The sequence below is a fragment of the Thiopseudomonas acetoxidans genome (assembly GCF_030362935.1).
GTDB lineage: Bacteria > Pseudomonadota > Gammaproteobacteria > Pseudomonadales > Pseudomonadaceae > Thiopseudomonas > Thiopseudomonas acetoxidans.
Map to the genome: position 1 here is coordinate 16943 of NZ_JAUCDY010000009.1, position 16965 is coordinate 33907.

General features: G+C 47.4%; 16 protein-coding genes and 2 pseudogenes. 14 read left to right on the top strand and 4 right to left on the bottom strand.

Going from position 1 to position 16965, the window contains the following annotated elements:
- Positions 1–119 precede the first annotated feature (119 nt).
- Complete coding sequence (locus tag QEZ41_RS08240; protein WP_289410950.1) at positions 120–2087, top strand: esterase/lipase family protein; 1968 nt, start codon at positions 120–122, stop codon at positions 2085–2087.
- Positions 2084–2287 (top strand): zinc ribbon domain-containing protein, encoded by a 204-nt coding sequence (locus QEZ41_RS08245; protein ID WP_289410951.1) that lies wholly within the window; start codon positions 2084–2086, stop codon positions 2285–2287. Before QEZ41_RS08240 ends, QEZ41_RS08245 begins: the two co-directional genes overlap by 4 nt.
- A gap of 24 nt (positions 2288–2311) precedes the next feature.
- Here the strand turns inward: QEZ41_RS08245 and QEZ41_RS08250 are convergent, their stop codons facing one another.
- Positions 2312–3124 carry a thioesterase family protein gene (locus tag QEZ41_RS08250; RefSeq protein WP_289410952.1) on the bottom strand — a complete coding sequence of 271 codons (813 nt, stop codon included), beginning with the start codon at positions 3122–3124 and terminating at the stop codon, positions 2312–2314.
- 430 nt (positions 3125–3554) lie between these two features.
- Between QEZ41_RS08250 and QEZ41_RS08255 the strand changes: the two genes are divergently transcribed.
- From QEZ41_RS08255 to QEZ41_RS12050, 11 genes and pseudogenes are all read left to right on the top strand, one after another.
- Positions 3555–4190 carry a restriction endonuclease subunit S gene (locus tag QEZ41_RS08255; protein WP_289410954.1) on the top strand — a complete coding sequence of 212 codons (636 nt, stop codon included), beginning with the start codon at positions 3555–3557 and terminating at the stop codon, positions 4188–4190.
- Positions 4187–5719, top strand: coding sequence for a type I restriction-modification system subunit M (locus QEZ41_RS08260; protein WP_289410955.1), 1533 nt, complete (start codon positions 4187–4189; stop codon positions 5717–5719). The genes QEZ41_RS08255 and QEZ41_RS08260 overlap by 4 nt, the downstream gene beginning before the upstream one ends.
- A gap of 114 nt (positions 5720–5833) precedes the next feature.
- A complete protein-coding gene (gene dinD / locus QEZ41_RS08265) occupies positions 5834–6709 on the top strand; it encodes a DNA damage-inducible protein D (protein ID WP_289410956.1) in 876 nt (291 codons plus the stop codon).
- The gene (locus tag QEZ41_RS08270) at positions 6702–7502 is read left to right on the top strand and encodes a Fic family protein (protein ID WP_289410958.1); all 801 of its coding nucleotides are present in this window, start codon (positions 6702–6704) and stop codon (positions 7500–7502) included. The genes dinD and QEZ41_RS08270 overlap by 8 nt, the downstream gene beginning before the upstream one ends.
- Entirely contained in the window at positions 7495–8529 is a 1035-nt protein-coding gene (locus QEZ41_RS08275; protein WP_289410959.1) for a virulence RhuM family protein, read from the top strand. Before QEZ41_RS08270 ends, QEZ41_RS08275 begins: the two co-directional genes overlap by 8 nt.
- A 77-nt stretch (positions 8530–8606) precedes the next feature.
- A complete protein-coding gene (locus QEZ41_RS08280; RefSeq protein WP_289410960.1) occupies positions 8607–8825 on the top strand; it encodes a hypothetical protein in 219 nt (72 codons plus the stop codon).
- Positions 8818–10026, top strand: a complete 1209-nt coding sequence (locus QEZ41_RS08285) for a restriction endonuclease subunit S (protein ID WP_289410962.1) — start codon at positions 8818–8820, stop codon at positions 10024–10026. The genes QEZ41_RS08280 and QEZ41_RS08285 overlap by 8 nt, the downstream gene beginning before the upstream one ends.
- Before the next feature lie 109 nt (positions 10027–10135).
- The gene (locus QEZ41_RS08290; protein WP_289410963.1) at positions 10136–13465 is read left to right on the top strand and encodes a type I restriction endonuclease subunit R; all 3330 of its coding nucleotides are present in this window, start codon (positions 10136–10138) and stop codon (positions 13463–13465) included.
- A 4-nt stretch (positions 13466–13469) separates the two neighbouring features.
- Entirely contained in the window at positions 13470–14222 is a 753-nt protein-coding gene (locus QEZ41_RS08295) for a M48 family metallopeptidase (protein ID WP_289410964.1), read from the top strand.
- 161 nt (positions 14223–14383) lie between these two features.
- A pseudogene (locus QEZ41_RS12045) lies at positions 14384–14467 on the top strand (recombinase family protein); the annotation flags it as partial.
- A gap of 72 nt (positions 14468–14539) precedes the next feature.
- Complete coding sequence (locus QEZ41_RS12050) at positions 14540–14620, top strand: hypothetical protein (RefSeq protein WP_434556807.1); 81 nt, start codon at positions 14540–14542, stop codon at positions 14618–14620.
- Positions 14621–14653: 33 nt separating this feature from the next.
- On the opposite strand, the gene QEZ41_RS08305 is transcribed toward QEZ41_RS12050, so the two are convergent.
- Positions 14654–14992 (bottom strand): type II toxin-antitoxin system RelE family toxin, encoded by a 339-nt coding sequence (locus QEZ41_RS08305; protein WP_289410965.1) that lies wholly within the window; start codon positions 14990–14992, stop codon positions 14654–14656.
- Entirely contained in the window at positions 14982–15242 is a 261-nt protein-coding gene (locus QEZ41_RS08310; protein WP_289410966.1) for a ribbon-helix-helix domain-containing protein, read from the bottom strand. Before QEZ41_RS08310 ends, QEZ41_RS08305 begins: the two co-directional genes overlap by 11 nt.
- A gap of 54 nt (positions 15243–15296) precedes the next feature.
- Between QEZ41_RS08310 and QEZ41_RS12015 the strand changes: the two genes are divergently transcribed.
- On the top strand, positions 15297–15470 hold the full coding sequence (locus QEZ41_RS12015) for a helix-turn-helix domain-containing protein (protein WP_353061903.1): 174 nt from the start codon (positions 15297–15299) through the stop codon (positions 15468–15470).
- Between the two features lie 149 nt (positions 15471–15619).
- Here the strand turns inward: QEZ41_RS12015 and QEZ41_RS08315 are convergent.
- Positions 15620–16579: pseudogene (locus tag QEZ41_RS08315) on the bottom strand (IS5 family transposase).
- Positions 16580–16965 lie beyond the last annotated feature (386 nt).

The following is a 16965-nucleotide window of genomic DNA, read 5'->3' on the forward strand; positions in this document are numbered from 1 at the left end:
AACTGCTTTACCACAACCTATATTCATCTTTTGGTTATGGCTCAATCACACCTTAGGACAAACACAGTATTGCTGGTTAAACTAGTGCACCTCTTCTAGACTGCACCGATTTAAAGCTCATGCCAAAACCACAGTCATTTCGCTTCTCTTGCTTACTTATCTGTTTAATTATCTTCTTGAGCGGCTGCGCTGGGGTTAAAACCGTCAGTGTCGACACCGCCGACTATATTTCATTGCGCCGTGGCGATATTCTGACCACCGGCGAATTCAGCGCCAGCAGTTACGCAGCGTTGCAAGTGATTGGTCTCAGTGAGCGCAGCTGCCTTAAACATTTAGATACCTGCCGCAATAGACTCAAACACAGCGCTGGCTTAACCAACGAGCAACGCATGGCCACCCTGGCTGAACTCTGGCTACAGCAAGCGCTGGATAAAAAAGACAGCAAAGGCAAAAACCAACCATTGCCGCAGACCCAACTCAACGCCTACCTGGAAACTGCTCGCTACGCCTATGCCTACTTGTTTTTCTCGGAACGCACACCACAATCACGCGCCCTAGAAGACCGCCAAACCCAAGTACGCGACTACTACAACTTTGCCGTACAACAAGCAGTCACTGGCATATTTAGTCAATATCAACAAGATTTTCACACCAGCCTCGATGAACAAGGCCGCTTTCATACCCAAGTCCACAGCTGGACCATTAGCGGCTCGTTGAGAAGACTGCGCTTAGCGCATAGCGAAGCCCTACCCAGCGAGCTAATTCCAGCTTCATCGTTAACGTTCAAAGGCATGCGCAATCAATACCGCCGCGATGGCATAGGCGCAGAACTGGTGGCTGTAATGGCAAAAAAAGTGGTGGACCGTCATAGCGCTCAGCAATCCTTTAGCGAAACGCCTTTCCCCGCTTTAACCGTAATACTGCGTTTTCCGGGAGAAAACTTAGCTCAGGTATTAGCCACACAAGAGGTTGAACTGCTTGGCTTTGACCCCTACCGCAGCGACCAAGTAGAACTTGCACAGCAAACCGTACCCTTAGCCGCCAACTTTACTTCCGGCTACGGACTTTGGTTAGCGCGCTCAGGTTTTGCCAGCCAATCATTACTAACCTTAATCGGCCGCGGTGAAGTACTGGAACAGCCGCATATTTATCTCATGCAACCCTATGATCCGGAACGTCGTATTATTCTATTGCTGCACGGCCTAGCCAGCAGTCCAGAGGCTTGGATAAACGTTGCCAACGAGATGTTGGGCGATGAAACCCTGCGCAAAAATTATCAAATATGGCAGCTGTATTACCCCACCAACGCCCCAATTGCGTTAAACCTGCACACTATTCGTCAAACCATACAGCAGACTCTGGTTTTTTTTGATCCCACCAACCTACACCCCGCTACTCAGGACATTATTCTGATTGGGCATAGCATGGGCGGTGTACTCGCCCGCTTAATGGTTTCATCCTCCGGCGATCAGCTGTGGGATAAAATGGTGCAGCACTACCAACTCAACGGATCACGCAAGCGGCGCGCACAGGAAGTGCTAAAAGACTACGCCTGGTTTGAGCCCATGCCTCAGGTTCAGCGGGCTATCTTTATTGCCGCACCACACCGCGGCACACCCATCGCCGAAAATCGACTGGCGCGCTGGTCAGCCCAACTAATAAAGCTGCCCTTCTCAATGCTCGGTCGTGTTACAGAAATAGCCCAAATCTTGGTAGATCCCAGCAGCGCACAAGCAGCACCCATCACCCGCCGCTTTAACAGTATCGACAACCTGAGCGATCAATCCCCGTTTATTAGCATAACTGCCGGCCTACCTGTCTCGCCCAACGTGACTTATCACTCGATAATTGGGCACGAGAAACCAAAAATCCCACTGATAGACTCCAGCGATGGAGTGGTGCCTTATCGCAGCGCTCACCTGAAAAACGCTGCCTCAGAAAAAGTGATTCACTCTTGGCACAGCGTGCAAGAAAAACCTGCTGCCATTATTGAAATACGTCGAATTTTGCATGAACACTTGCTGCCCGCTGATAGCAAGCGTAAAGAAGTGGTTATCGAAAGTAGTGGAACGTTTTTAAGGAAGTGAACGAGGCATACACCACCCAAACCTGTAGCTGTTGTGGCGCACTGCCCGATAGCAGGCCGAGAGGTATCGCAGGGCTTGGAATAAGAGAATGGACGTGCAGTGCGTGTGGTGTCACGCACAGCGACCGCGATGTAAACGCGGCCAAGAACATTCTCGCGGTCGGGCATGGCCGTCTAGCTGTAGGAATCCCCTTGCTTTAGCTGGGGGAGGATGTCAAATTGTAGCTATCGGGACGATACCGGACCCAGCGCCCGTATGGTCAGTGTCTGCTCACTGCGGCCAAACACACCCAGCTCGTCATGCAACACTGAACTGGTCAAACCAATACCGTCATCGCCGTATTGCTGGTGGGTGTCAAAGCCCAGCCAGCGTCCCTGTGGCATACGCAACAGGTTGATATTCAGGTCCACATTAGGAAAAACCCAGGCACCCGGTTCGGTACGGGCCGCGACTCCGTTGGCCGTATCAACCATGCCCATCAGGCGCACAAACGCCGAAGTCTGATGACCCTCGACCATCTCCAGCTCATTTTTCATCCACACCACCCCATGACCAGGACGGCGTTCATCATTGCTTTTCACCTGCAAGCTGTTGATATAACCGCCACCCCAAGTCGAAAAAGTATGCCAGTCGCCCATCTGCTCATGGTCAGGAATCGCCTCATCTTCCAGACCCGCGATACTGCTGGTATCACTGGTTTGCAAACGCCAAGCATTGGCAACAATGCAGCTTTGCCCTTTTAACAGCATGCGTGCTTCAACCAGCTCGATGGTCCGACCTGGGCGCAAGATGCGGGTTTCAATGGTGAAGGGAGCAAAGCGGATCATGCCCCAGATGTCTAGGTTGATCCGCGCATAACGCAGTTCCGGACGGGGCGCAAACTGCTCCAGCTCATTACAGAGCACACCAGTCGCCGGAGCCATATGCTGCTCATTGGGGTTCCACACGCCCTGGGCGTGCTCGGTCGGTTCGTAGTGAGCAATGGCTACGCCCTGTTCATTGATGTGACGCTCGCGTAAACGGTAATAGGCAGACACTTGCTGAACCTCTGGTTGTTATTGTGTCTACAGTAAAACACTTGTTTAAATAGCTTTTCAAGCTCGGCAGCATGCCAGGGTCCTTTAATAAGCTGATAGCAACAGCTTCTTTTTAAATTCCCGAGTGTACGTTTTATACACGCGCTTCTGATTCATATGTCACCTCAAACGAGACGGGGTCTATTGTCTCTCATTGAAGTGTCTATTTGAATTACACCGTAAGCTAACAAAACTAAACAGCCCTCGTAAGTCATTATCCTTCTACTGCGTATTTTTATTGACAACAAAGCACTGCCAGTGCAGTATGCGCTTACAGTAGGCAGTCGTTAACTGCCTACTGTATATTTTTAAGGGCTAGTATCAGCGACAGATTGCCACCTGCCGCTGTATTTAAAGCCAGCCCTGTGCAACACCCATAAAGGAGCACAAGATGCGCAAACCCATTAAGCTAAAGGCTCTAGGCGATATAGCTGATATCCGCTCGGGGTTTACCTTTCGCGAGAAAGTTGATGAACTCACAAGCGGTGGTAACGCGCATGTGGCGCAGATTAAAGATGTACGAAGCGCGTGGGAGACAACTCATACTGCTAGGCTGCATGCTCATCAGCTGCCCATGATTAAATGGGAAGGAAAAGATAAAGCCTTCGCTAGCTTAGGCACTGTATTACTACCCTCTCGCGGCAGTAAAGGCGGTTATTTTCGAGCCTCGTGCTTAGTGTCAGAACAGTCATCTGAACTGCCTGTAGTTGTCAGTAGCCAGTTTTTAATGATCACCCCCAAGCAAGGCATACTGCCTGAATTTCTTTGCTGGTCGCTTAACCGCCCAGAAATGCAACACTGGATATCTGAGGGCGCTGGAAGTCAAGGTACAAGCCTCGTTATGCTGAATGCCACTACAGCCAAAGCATTACAACTAAACATTCCCACCCTAGCCATCCAGCAGAAAATTATGCGTTTAAATGAGCTGTGGGAGAAGGAACAACAGCTGACACAAGCCTTATTAAGCAACCGTGAAACCATGCTGCAAGGCATGTTCCAGCACCTACTTATGGAGAAAAGCTCATGAACAACAAAGTTAATCAAGACAGCATCAACAAAGCTTTATGGGCCGCCTGCGATACTTTCCGCGGCACCATCAGCGCCGACACCTATAAAGACTTCATCCTCACCATGCTGTTTCTCAAATACATCTCGGACGTCTGGCAAGACCACTATGAAGGCTACCAGGCTGAGTATGGCGACGAGCCTGAATTGATCCATGAGATGATGAAAAACGAGCGCTTCGTGCTGCCCAAAGAAGCCAGTTTCTATGCCTTGTACGAGCGTCGTCACGAGCCAGGTAACGGTGAGCGTATCGACCAAGCCTTGCATGCCATTGAAGAAGCCAACGGCACTAAGCTGAAAGACGCTGGCAAAAGTGTGTTCCAAGACATCTCTTTCAACACTGACCGTTTGGGTGAAGAAAAGCAAAAAAACACCATTCTGCGTCACCTGCTGGAAGACTTTGCCAAACCCGAGCTCAACCTCAAGCCCAGCCGTGTCGGCACGCTGGATGTGATTGGCAATGCCTACGAATACCTGATTAAAAACTTTGCTGCCAGTGGTGGCCAAAAGGCTGGTGAGTTCTATACTCCGCCCGAAGTATCAGAGTTAATAGCAACACTATTGGATCCACAGCCTGGCGACAGCATCTGCGACCCTGCTTGTGGCTCCGCCTCATTATTAATGAAGTGCGCGCGTAAAGTTGTTGAAAACCATGGCAGCAAAAACTACGCCCTCTATGGCCAAGAGGCCATTGGTTCCACTTGGTCATTAGCAAAAATGAACATGTTCTTGCACGGCGAGGACAACCACAAAATCGAATGGGGCGACACCATTCGCAACCCTAAGCTACTGGACAAAAACGGCGATTTAATGCTGTTTGATATAGTGACAGCCAACCCGCCTTTTTCTTTGGACAAGTGGGGGCATGAAGATGCCGAAAACGACAAGTTCAGCCGTTTCCGTCGTGGTGTACCGCCAAAAACCAAGGGTGACTTTGCCTTTATCCTGCATATGATTGAAACCCTAAAACCAAAAACAGGCCGTATGGGTGTTGTGGTACCGCACGGCGTGTTATTCCGCGGCGCAGCAGAAGGACGCATTCGCAAGCAACTCATTGATGAGAATCTGCTGGACACAGTTATTGGGCTGCCGGAAAAACTGTTTTATGGCACGGGTATTCCAGCCGCTATTTTAATTTTCAAAAAAGCTAAAACAGACAGCAATGTGCTATTTATCGATGCCAGCCGCGAATTTGAATCAGGTAAAAACCAAAATCAACTTAGCGAAAAAAATATCACTAAAATCCTGGCCACCCATAAGGCTCGCGAAACGGTTGATAAATACGCCTATTTAGCCAGCCTGAAAGAAGTTCAGGATAACGATTACAACCTCAATATTCCGCGCTATGTGGATACCTTTGAAGAAGAGGAAGAAATTGACCTGCTGGCGGTGCGTGCTGAGCGTGAGCAGCTCAAAACTCAGCTGGCCGAACTGGAACAGCAAATGGAAAGCTACCTCGCAGAGCTGGGTTACACCCACAGCGGTGCATAAGGAGTGGCAAATGAAACAGCATGGGATTTCCGACCATTTTGCTGACGTCAGCAAAATGGTCGAAATTGATACAAGTAACCAGCGAAAAATTGATGATGTGGGGAGTAACTAGCCATGAGCACACACCTACAAACACTTAGGCAGACCTTGGAATCAAGGGTTCAAAAGACCGACGAGCAAGGCATAGAGTTTTGGTTTGCTCGTGACCTTCAAGCCCCGCTTGGTTATGCGCGCTGGGAAAACTTTAAAACAGCTATCAACCGCGCTATAGAATCTTGCGAAGCCGCAAACATCCTAGCTTCAGATCATTTTCGTGGCGTCACGAAAATGATCGAAACAGGCAAAGGTGCAAACCGCCCTGTTGAAGACTATATGCTTACTCGCTATGCCTGCTTACTGATTGCTCAAAATGGTGATTCACGCAAACCTGAAATTGCTTTTGCGCAAAGCTACTTTGCCGTGCAAACCAGAAAGCAAGAAATTATTGAAGATAGAATGCGTCTTCAGGCACGTATGGATGCTAGGGAGCGTCTGAAAGAGTCGGAAAAAGAACTGTCACAAAACATCCACGAACGTGGGGTAGATAGTAAAGGTTTTGGCCGTATTCGTTCGAAAGGTGATCAGGCCTTATTTGGCGGCAATACAACTCAAGCCATGAAGAAACGTTATGGCATCGTGGCTGCTCGACCATTAGCCGACTTTTTGCCTACGCTAACTATCGCAGCTAAAAATTTAGCGACAGAAATGACCAATCATAATGTTCAACAAGAAAACTTACAGGGTGAAGGCTCAATAACTGCAGAGCATATACAAAATAACACCAGTGTGCGCTCCATGCTTGGGCAGCGTGGAATTAAGCCAGAAAATCTTCCAGCCGAAGAAGACTTAACAAAGCTGGCAAGGCGCGTTAAAGCAGAAGAAAAAAAGTTAGCCAAGCAAAGCCAAACACTCCCACAAGACTCTGACGCTGCGGGAACTGACAATGAATAATAACAAACAGCTTAAGCTTGCTGACTTACTCAAAACCAAGCTAGACGAACAGCGCCCGTTGCCCGCTGAAATAGTCAGCAACCTACACGAGAATTTAGTTCTGCAGTGGACCTACCACAGCAACGCGATTGAAGGTAATACCCTCACGCTTAAAGAAACCAAGGTGGCACTGGAAGGCATTACCATTGGCGGCAAAACCCTGCGTGAACACGTTGAAACCATTAACCACCGTGATGCCATTTTGTTTGTTGAAGATTTAGTTACCAAGCAACAGCCTTTAGATGAGTACACCATTAAATCTTTGCATCAACTGGTACTGAAAAACATCGATGCCGACCCTTCTAACAATAATGCTGGCCGTTATCGCCAAGTGAACGTGCTGATTTCTGGTGCTAACCACAAACCACCACAAGCCGTGCAAGTACCTGAACAGATGGAAGCCTTTATAGAGTGGTACACAACCGACGCCCAAGCTTTACACCCTGTTGAGCGTGCTGCCCGTGTGCATGGCGAGTTTGTAAAGATACACCCCTTTACCGATGGCAATGGCCGCACCTCACGCTTATTGATGAACTTAGTACTCATGCAGTCTGGCTTTCCCGCCACCGTTATTGAAGTAGAGCAACGCTTAGCCTATTACGAAGCGCTCGACACTGCCCACTGCACCGGCGATTACAGCAGCTTTATTGCACTGGTCGTAGACAGCGTTAAACGCAGTTTTGAACCTTACTGGTGGGCGTTGGGCATGGAAGACCAAATACAGGAGTGTCTGAAGGAGCTGGGCGATGAATAAAAAAACACCTTCCATTGCTCGCTCTTCTACAGCGGAGTATCTGACTTTTATAGCAGCCACGGGCAACCAAGAAACCAGCGTCGACATGCGTTACGCAGATGAAAATATCTGGTTAACGCAGAAAATGATGGCGGTACTTTACGATGTCAGTGTGCCCGCGATAAATCAGCACCTAAAACGCATTTTTGCTGATGGCGAACAAGACGAAAGCGCAGTTATTAAGGATTACTTAATAACTGCCAGCGACGGCAAAACCTACACCACCAAACACTACAGCCTGCAGGCGATTATTGCTGTGGGTTTTAAGGTGAATAACCAACGTGCGGTGCAGTTTCGCAAATGGGCCAACCAAATCGTTAAGGACTACACCATTCAGGGCTGGAGCATGGATGTGGAGCGCCTGAAGCATGATCACCTGTTTACTAACGATTACTTCGAGCGTCAGCGAGCAGTTATTCGGGAGATCCGCCTATCGGAACGCCGCTTTTACCAGAAAATCACCGACCTGTACGCCACCGCCTTTGATTACGACAGCCATGCCCAAACCACTCGCGAATTTTTCGCCCTAGTGCAAAACAAGTTACATTGGGCTGTACACCGCCATACCGCTGCCGAATTGATTGTCGCCCGCGCAGACGCTAATCAGCCGCACATGGGGCTCACCCACTGGCAAAGTGCACCCAGTGGGAAAATCGTGAAAACCGATGTGAGTGTCGCTAAAAACTATTTAAATAAAGAAGAACTCGATTATTTAGAGCGCATTGTCAGTCTTTATTTAGATTTTGGCGAACTACAAGCTCAACGCAAAATCCCCATGAGCATGGCCGATTGGGCCAAGCGCCTAGACGGGTTTTTAGAGTTTAACGGCAACGAGATTTTAACCGGCCCGGGAAAAATCTCGCACGAACAAGCCAGGCTCCACGCAGAAACAGAGTTTGAAAAGTACCGCGTGACCCAAGACCGTCTGTTTGAAAGTGATTTTGATCGCTTCTTAAAAGAACAAGCCGCGGAGTATGACCATGACTAAGCCACAACAGACAACCATTGTCCCAGCGTCGACAATAGGGTCGAAAGAAAGCTTAAACGTATTAAAGAGGCGTGAGCATGACTAACAACAGCTTGTTTATTCAGCTAAAAACCAAGCTAGGCGAGCATTGTTTAGTAGATTACGAAGCACTCGACACCGCGCGCTGCACCGGCGATTACAGCAGCTTTATTGCACTGGTCGCAGAAAGCGTTAAACGCAGTTTTGAACCTTATTGGTGGGCGTTGGGAATGGAAGAGGAAATGGAGAGTTATTTAAAGGAGATGAATTGTGATTAAACCATCTAGTCTAGGTAAGCTCCCAAGTGAATGGACAAATAAAAAGTTTGGTGAAATAACGAAGGTTCGACAAGGTTTGCAAATCCCTATATCCGAAAGACTTCTAGTGCCTACTGCAACATCAAAAGAGTATATAACGATTCAGTCTATTAATCGGCACAATCAAGAGCGTGAATATGTTGAATCGCCCTCCAGTCGTGTAACTTGTACTACAGACGATGTTCTTATGACAAGAACTGGAAATACAGGAATTGTTGTAACAGGAGTTGAAGGTGTATTCCACAATAACTTTTTTTTAATTGATTTTGATAAGAGTAAAATCAACACTGTATTTTTAGTCAACTACCTCACATCACCTAGAGTCCAGCATGTAATACAAGTAAACGCAGGGGCAAGCACTATTCCTGATTTGAATCATAAGGATTTCTACTCTATTGAGTTCCCACTTGCGCCAATATTAGAACAAAATGAAATCGCCCAAATCCTATCCACATGGGATAAAGCCATCACCACCACAGAGCAACTACTCGCCAACAGCCAGCAGCAGAAAAAAGCCCTGATGCAACAGCTGCTCACCGGCAAAAAACGCCTGCTGGATGATAATGGAGTTAGGTTTAGTGGGGAGTGGGAGGACATCCGCTTAAAAGATGTGCTGCGTGAAGAAAAGTCTCGTAACAAAGATAATGCCATTGAAAGGGTCCTTAGCGTAACAAATCATAGTGGCTTTGTATTACCAGAAGAGCAGTTTTCAAAGCGTGTGGCGAGTGTCAATGTCAGCAATTACAAAGTGGTTAGAAAAGGTCAATATGGTTATAACCCTTCACGGCTGAATGTCGGGTCATTTGCCCGTTTAGATAGTTACGACGAGGGCTTGCTAAGCCCCATGTATGTTGTTTTTAGTCTCAATAAGCAACTCCTTAACAGCGATTACTTCCTGAACTGGATGAGTTCAAACGAAGCAAAACAACGAATAGCAGGGAGCACTCAAGGCTCTGTACGTGATTCTGTAGGGTTTGATGCGTTGTGCGGTTTTCCTTTTAAGTTGCCTCCGATGGAAGAGCAGCAAAAAATTGCCGCCGTGCTTTCCTCAGCCGACCAAGAAATCGATAGCCTGCAACAAAAAATTGAAGCCTTAAAACAAGAGAAAAAAGCGCTGATGCAGCAGCTACTGACGGGTAAGCGTCGAGTCAAGCTTAACTGAGCAGGAAGGCTATCCCGATGACCGATAACCCGCTGCCATTACTTGCAGGCAATAACTCAAATACGAGTGAGTTCATGCTAAATACAGGTGACCTAAGGAAGCAAATAACATGACCCACTACGCCCCCAAATTCCAAGAAGAATACAGTGCCAAACTACCGGCGCTGACGTTATTGACTAACTTAGGCTGGTCGTTTCTCGCGCCTGAGCAAGCGCTGGCTGCCCGTGGTGGGAAAACGGACGAGGTGGTGTTGCATCAGGTGCTGCGTAGTGAGCTGCAAAAACGTACCTTTACCTTTGCTGGTAAAGACTACCCATTGTCTGAAAACTCCATCGATAACCTGATAGCCGAGGTGTGCAGCCCCGCGCTAAATGAAGGGCTTTTAACTGCCAATGAGCGGCTGTACAACCACCTGCTGTACGGTATTTCCGTGACTGAGTTTGTTGATGGTAGAAAAGCCAACCCCACCGTTGCCTTGATTGATTGGGACAACCCAAGCAATAACAGCTTTGTCTTTACCGAAGAATTTACCGTCACCCGCTCTGGCGGCGTAGACAGCCGTCGGCCTGATATGGTGTGTTTTGTAAACGGTATACCGCTGGTGGTGATTGAAGCTAAACGCCCCGATGGCAACAGCCAAAAAGGGCCGACTATCAATGAAGGTATTTCACAGTGTTTGCGCAATCAACGCCCCGACGAGATACCGCGATTATTCGCCTACAGCCAGCTATTGCTGTCGATCAACGGCAATGAAGGGCGTTATGGCACCTGTGGTACGCCGGCGAAGTTTTGGGCAGTTTGGCGAGAAGAAGATTTTACCGATGCCCAAATGTATGCGGTTAAAAACAAACAACTGTCAGCCACACAAGTAACAAAACTATTTAGCCACCGGCCAACTGCCGACTTGCAGTGGTATCAAAACCTTATCGCTGGCGGTGAGTTGGCTGTCACTGGGCAAGACCAACTCTTAATCAGCTTGCTAAGCCCGGCCCGCTTAATGGAAATGACTCGCTACTTTATTTTGTTTGATAAGAAGGTCGGCAAGGTCGTTGCTCGCTATCAGCAAGTATTCGGTATTAAGCGCTTGATAGAGCGCATTAACACCAAAAACCCTGCAGGTGACGCACAGGGAAGTGCTAATGTCGCGGGAGGCAGGACGCCGAGAGCGACCCGCCGTGAAGGTGGGGTGATCTGGCATACCACGGGCTCTGGTAAGTCATTCACCATGGTGTTTTTAAGTAAAGCCATGATTCTGCACGATAGCCTCAAGCAATGCCGCATTGTGGTGGTCACTGACCGAGTCGACTTGGAAAACCAGCTGAGTAATACCTTTGCCTCTGGCGGTGAACTGGCTGGTAAAAAAGACAAAGCCGCAGCCATGGCCACCTCGGGCACACGCTTAGCTGAGCAAATTGGTAAAGGTAATGAGCGTATTATTTTCTCGCTTATTCAGAAGTTCAACACGGCAACCAAGCTGCCGGAATGTGTGAATACCAGCGCCGATATTATTGTGCTCATTGATGAAGGCCACCGCAGTCAAGGCGGTGAAAACCATATTCGTATGAAGCAGGCACTACCCAATGCGGCCTTTGTGGCTTTCACCGGCACACCACTGCTAAAAGATGACAAAACCACCAATAAGTTTGGCCCTATTGTGCACGCTTACACGATGCAGCGTGCCGTGGAAGACCAAGCGGTTACGCCCCTGCTGTATGAAGAGCGCATTCCTGATTTAGATGTTAACGAGCGTGCGATCGATAGCTGGTTTGAGCGGATCACCGAAGGGCTTGCAGACGAACAAAAAGCAGACTTGAAACGCAAGTTCGCTAGAAAAGGTCAAGTCTATGCAGCCGATGATCGCATTCGTTTAATTGCTTTAGATATTGCCAACCATTTCATCAAAAATATCGATGAGGGTTTAAAAGGCCAATTAGCCTGCGATAGTAAAGCCTCGGCCATTAAATACAAAAAATATCTGGATGAAGCAGGCTTGTTTGAATCCGCGGTAGTGATGAGCCCGCCCGATAGCCGTGAAGGCAACACCGCCGTGGATGAATCCACTACCCCAGAAGTCACTCAGTGGTGGAAAGATAATGTTGGCAGCCAAGATGAACAGGCTTACACCAAGCATCTAATTGAACGTTTTGATAAGGACGATTCACTCAAGGTTCTGATTGTAGTGGATAAGCTGCTGACGGGGTTTGATGAGCCCAAAAATACAGTTCTATATATTGATAAGCCCCTGAAAGAACACAATCTGATTCAAGCCATTGCCCGAGTAAATCGTCTGCATCCTAATAAAAAATTTGGCTTATTGATTGATTATCGCGGCATTTTAAGCGAGCTCGATACCACCATTCAGAAATATCAGGATCTGGCTTCACGCACTCAGGGCGGCTACGACATCAATGATATTGCTGGCCTTTATAATCAGATGAGTACCGAGTACAAGCGCCTACCGCAGCTGTATAAGCAACTATGGGCCATATTCGATGGTGCGAAAAACAAGAACGACATCGAGCAGCTGCGTCAGGTGCTGGTTCCAAAGATTGAAGAGCGTAGCGGAGAGCTGGTTGATGTGAACTTAAAGGTGCGTGAAGACTTCTACGAAGCCTTGACCGCATTCGCCAGTTGCTTAAAAGTTGCACTGCAATCGGCCACTTTCTTTGAAGATAAGAGTTTCAGCGATCAGGACCGCCGCCATTACAAAGAAACAGTTAAGCAGCTGTCTGGCCTACGGCAAATGGTGCAACAGGATGCTGGCGAAAAAATCGATTATGACCAATATGCAGAGCAGGTCAAAAAACTGCTGGATAAGCATGTGGTCGGCGTGGAAGTAAAAGACCCTGACGGTGTGTATGAAGTCGGCAAGATGGGTCAGCAGCAGATGGAGGACTGGAGCGAAGATAAAACTCGCAACGAGACCGATATCATCAAAACCCGCGTGACACGCATGATTGAACAGGAGTTACGCGATGACCCTTATGCACAAGAAGCGTTTTCGAAATTACTGCGCCAAGCCATTGAGGAAGCCGAAAAGCTATTCGAGCATCCACTGAAGCAATACCTGCTGTTTCATGAGTTTGAAGAGCAAGTGCAAGAGCGCCGCTTAGATGATATCCCTGATGTTTTCTCCGGCAATCGTCACGCTCAAGCTTACTTTGGGGTATTTAAAAAGTTGCTGCCAGAAGTGTTTGTGGCAACAGACCAGCAAGTGCAAGACAAATGGATCAAGCTGGCGTTTGAAGTGGATCAAATGGTCGATGTTTCGGTCGCTGAAAACTCTATCAACCCGCAGAACATCGAAGCCGACATCCGCAAAAAGCTACTGCCGCTGATGTTCAAGGAGTGCAAAACTATTGGTGGTGGGATGGATCAAGCCAAGAAAGTTGTCGAGATGGTGGTGCAAATCACTCGTGTTGGCTTGAGTGTCGCGTAACGTTATGAACGCTTTGATTAAGTCAAACTGTCAGCCGCTGAGCTTTTGTTACGGTGATGAGCGCATCAACTTTGAGCGCGTGCTGCGCCCGAAAGCCACTAGCAAGGTATTAATCAAGGTGCATCCAGATTGTCGAGTGGTGGTATCAGCCCCAGAGGATGCTACCAGTGAGACGGTTTTGTACGCCGTTAAACAGCGCGGACGCTGGATTTACGAGCAACTGCGTGAGTTTCGCCAGCAGCTTGAACATGTCACCTTGCGTAAGTACATCAGCGGGGAAAGCCATTACTACTTAGGTAAGCAATACCTGTTGAAAGTCCACGTAGAGCCAGATCAAGTTCAAGGTGTCAAACTGCTTCGCGGCAAGTTGGACGTGTCAGTGCGTGCTAGCGATGCGACTAGAGTAAAAAACCTGCTTATCGACTGGTATAAAATACGCGCCAGAGAAGTGTTTGCCAGACGGCTGGATGTGCTTTTAGAGCAAGCACTGTGGGTGCAAGAACGCCCATCCATTCGTATCCTTACCATGCAAACCCAATGGGGCAGCTGCTCACCTAATGGCCGCATTACGTTAAACCCACACTTGGTTAAGGCCCCCCGCGATTGCATCGATTACGTCATCCTGCATGAGCTGTGTCATATCGCTGAACACAATCATAGTGAACGATTTTATCGGCTTTTAAGCCAGGTGATGCCCAACTGGGAAAAAACTAAAGAACGGCTAGATGGATTGGCTAGCAGAATACTAGCTTTATAGAAGTTAGGAGCATGGTAAACGTGCGTAATAAGCTTTGTCGTCCCAAGCGAAAGCTTATGCAAGGCGGTGAGCTATGTAAGCAAGCTCAGCGGTCGAAGGCTTTAGTACTGTGCTTGCCTTCGGAGGGCAATACTCTATCCAGCTGAGCTACGAGTGCAGGCCGCGCATTTTTACAGATGCTGGGGGTGTTTGCAGAGTTTGAAACCAATATTCGCCGCGAACGACAAGCCGCAGGCATTGCTAAAGCCAAAAGAGAGCGCCCTGAAGCTTACCCTGGTCGTAAACCAAGCATAATAAAGACCTTACTAGTGGCAGGCATGAAGCCTGATGAGGTGGCTAAAAAGCTGGGCATTAGTCGGTCGAGTGTTTATCTGTATAAAAAACGTATTGGTTTTTAATGTGTTGCATTTGCCTTCGCTAATAAAAGACAGCTAAAACTCTGCTAGCCCTGCCTCCATAAGCAAGTCAATTATTTTAGCCTCATCAATATTGCTTTGTTCTGTCTTGGAATAAATGCTTACCAGATAAATATCAGTCTTTGGTGACAGGTAATAATAAATAATACGAAATCCGCCACTTTTTCCTGTTTTTGTTGAGCTGTTTTGTAGCCTAATTTTAAAACAGTTATGGCTTAACGCGGTGCCAGCTTTAGGATCGTCCGTTAATATAGCCTGCAAGTCGGTCAGGTCTTCTGATATACGCTTATACTTCTTTGCCAGTCGTTTGGCCTGCTTGGTAAAACTATCAAGGGCACGAATGTTAAAGCTCATCAATCAACTCGCTCAGTGGCATGCCGGCTTTACCGCCTTTTTGTATCTGTTTTAACTCAGACACGCCCTGCGCAAATTCTTCATAAAACCGTTCTTCTTTTTGCTTTTCAAGATAAGAGCGAATCGCCTCAAAGATAAGATCGGTGCGATTAAGCGAGTGGCTGGAGGCCAGCTCATCAAGCTGCTCAATTAAGTAGCGTGGCAAGCGTAAGCCAACCTGTTGTTTTTCTAACTGACTTAAACTGTACATATTAGCCTCGGAAATATTTTTAGATGCATTATTGTATATCTATTTGTATATACAATTCAACCTTCGTTATTACCGAGCTGTTGTTATCCGCTAGGTCGTAAACCAAGCATAAGCGCAGAAGAAATAAAAACCTTACTCGTGGCAGGCATGAAGTCTGATGAGGTGGCTAAAAAGCTGGGCATTAGTCGGTCGAGTGTTTATCTGTATAAAAAACGTATTGGTTTTTAAGGAACCTCTGAAAATCTCAGCTTATTATTGAGCTTTTCAGAAAATTACTCGAAAACTCAAAAAAACAGCTAAAAAAGGCCGTTTTCGAGGTAAAACCATCTCTTTTAGCCCTTAATTCGCCGTTTTGGCGGATTAAGGGCGCACTAACCCTAAGCCAGCAAGTATTTCCTACCGATCATGAGGTTCGTTAGCCCCGCCAGCAGGCACAAACGGTTATGGTTTTTATCAAGCCCTTTGTAACGAACTTTGTTATAGTCAAATACGCACTTGATGTAGCGAAACGGATGCTCAACTTTAGCGCGTAGCTTGGCTTTCATTTTTTCAATTTCCTGCTCATTTTCGGTCATGGTTTTACGCTTACTGATTCGAGCACTGATCAGCCAGGCAAGATTTTTGCGCTCTTTGTTTTCCCTGCGTTTTTCAACACCTAGGTATCCAGCATCACCAAATACACGCTTTTCTTCGCCATGTAGAAGGCTTGCAGTCATGGTTACGTCGTGCACATTGGCAGCCGTACTTTCCACGCTATGAATCATACCTGTGACATCATCCACGCCGATATGCATCTTCATGCCAAAGTGCCATTAGTTGCCTTTCTTGCTGGAATGCATTTCTGGGTCGCGCTTGCGGCTTTGATTTTTCGTTGAGCTCGGTGCGGAAATAATGCTGGCATCCACAATGGTGCCTTCGCGAAACAGCAAGCCTTGATGCTGCAAGTGCTTGTTAATTTCCTTCAGAAATAGCTTGCCCAGCCCATGCTTTTCAAGGAAGTGACGGAAGTTTAAAATTGTTGTTTCATCAGGAATATTGTCTGATAAACGCAATCCTGCAAAGCGGCGCATTGATTCAATTTCATACAGCGAATCCTCCAGAGCCGGATCGCTAAGGTTGTAGAACAACTGCAAACAGTGCACTCGCAGCATCACACTGAGCGGATAAGGGGGACGCCCCATTTCACCTTTTGGGTAATGCTTAGCGGCGCGATTCTCCAAGCGCTTCCAAGGAATAATGGCATCCATTTTTTCCAAGAAAATCTCACGACGCGTCTTACGCTTTTTGTTCTGGTATTCTGCTTCGGCAAAAATAAGCCGGTCTCTGTTTGGTCTCAACTCGGTCTCAATTAAAAAACAGCGATTTTTGCGACCAAACGGGCGGAGGTCATGACATCTACCCTAGAGACCATTTAAAAATGACCTCTGCTTTTTAGGAGCGGCACTCTTGGAGCTTTTTGACCAAAACCAGCAGCTGTAACATGCTGATTTTAAAGGGAAATGGCGCACTCGGCGGGATTGCCTTCGGAGGGCGTTAATATTAGATTACTTAGAGTTTGATATTTTTACCTTAAATTACATAAACTGACATTTACCGCCTAGAAGCCACGCATTACTTGGTTATAGCTAGATTAATTAGTGACATTTAAGGTCATTTAAAATGGTCGCAGTCTCAATTATCTGTATCATGCGTCACACTTAGGTCTCACTATATGTTACGTTAG

Excerpts from the sequence above, each read along its gene's own strand:
- QEZ41_RS08240 (WP_289410950.1), top strand. The coding sequence starts at position 120 with ATGCCAAAACCACAGTCATTTCGCTTCTCTTGCTTACTTATCTGTTTA.
- QEZ41_RS08255 (WP_289410954.1), top strand. The coding sequence starts at position 3,555 with ATGCGCAAACCCATTAAGCTAAAGGCTCTAGGCGATATAGCTGATATC.
- QEZ41_RS08260 (WP_289410955.1), top strand. The coding sequence starts at position 4,187 with ATGAACAACAAAGTTAATCAAGACAGCATCAACAAAGCTTTATGGGCC.
- dinD (WP_289410956.1), top strand. The coding sequence starts at position 5,834 with ATGAGCACACACCTACAAACACTTAGGCAGACCTTGGAATCAAGGGTT.
- QEZ41_RS08270 (WP_289410958.1), top strand. The coding sequence starts at position 6,702 with ATGAATAATAACAAACAGCTTAAGCTTGCTGACTTACTCAAAACCAAG.
- QEZ41_RS08275 (WP_289410959.1), top strand. The coding sequence starts at position 7,495 with ATGAATAAAAAAACACCTTCCATTGCTCGCTCTTCTACAGCGGAGTAT.
- QEZ41_RS08280 (WP_289410960.1), top strand. The coding sequence starts at position 8,607 with ATGACTAACAACAGCTTGTTTATTCAGCTAAAAACCAAGCTAGGCGAG.
- QEZ41_RS08290 (WP_289410963.1), top strand. The coding sequence starts at position 10,136 with ATGACCCACTACGCCCCCAAATTCCAAGAAGAATACAGTGCCAAACTA.
- QEZ41_RS08295 (WP_289410964.1), top strand. The coding sequence starts at position 13,470 with ATGAACGCTTTGATTAAGTCAAACTGTCAGCCGCTGAGCTTTTGTTAC.
- QEZ41_RS12050 (WP_434556807.1), top strand. The coding sequence starts at position 14,540 with ATGAAGCCTGATGAGGTGGCTAAAAAGCTGGGCATTAGTCGGTCGAGT.
- QEZ41_RS08305 (WP_289410965.1), bottom strand. The coding sequence starts at position 14,992 with ATGAGCTTTAACATTCGTGCCCTTGATAGTTTTACCAAGCAGGCCAAA.
- QEZ41_RS08310 (WP_289410966.1), bottom strand. The coding sequence starts at position 15,242 with ATGTACAGTTTAAGTCAGTTAGAAAAACAACAGGTTGGCTTACGCTTG.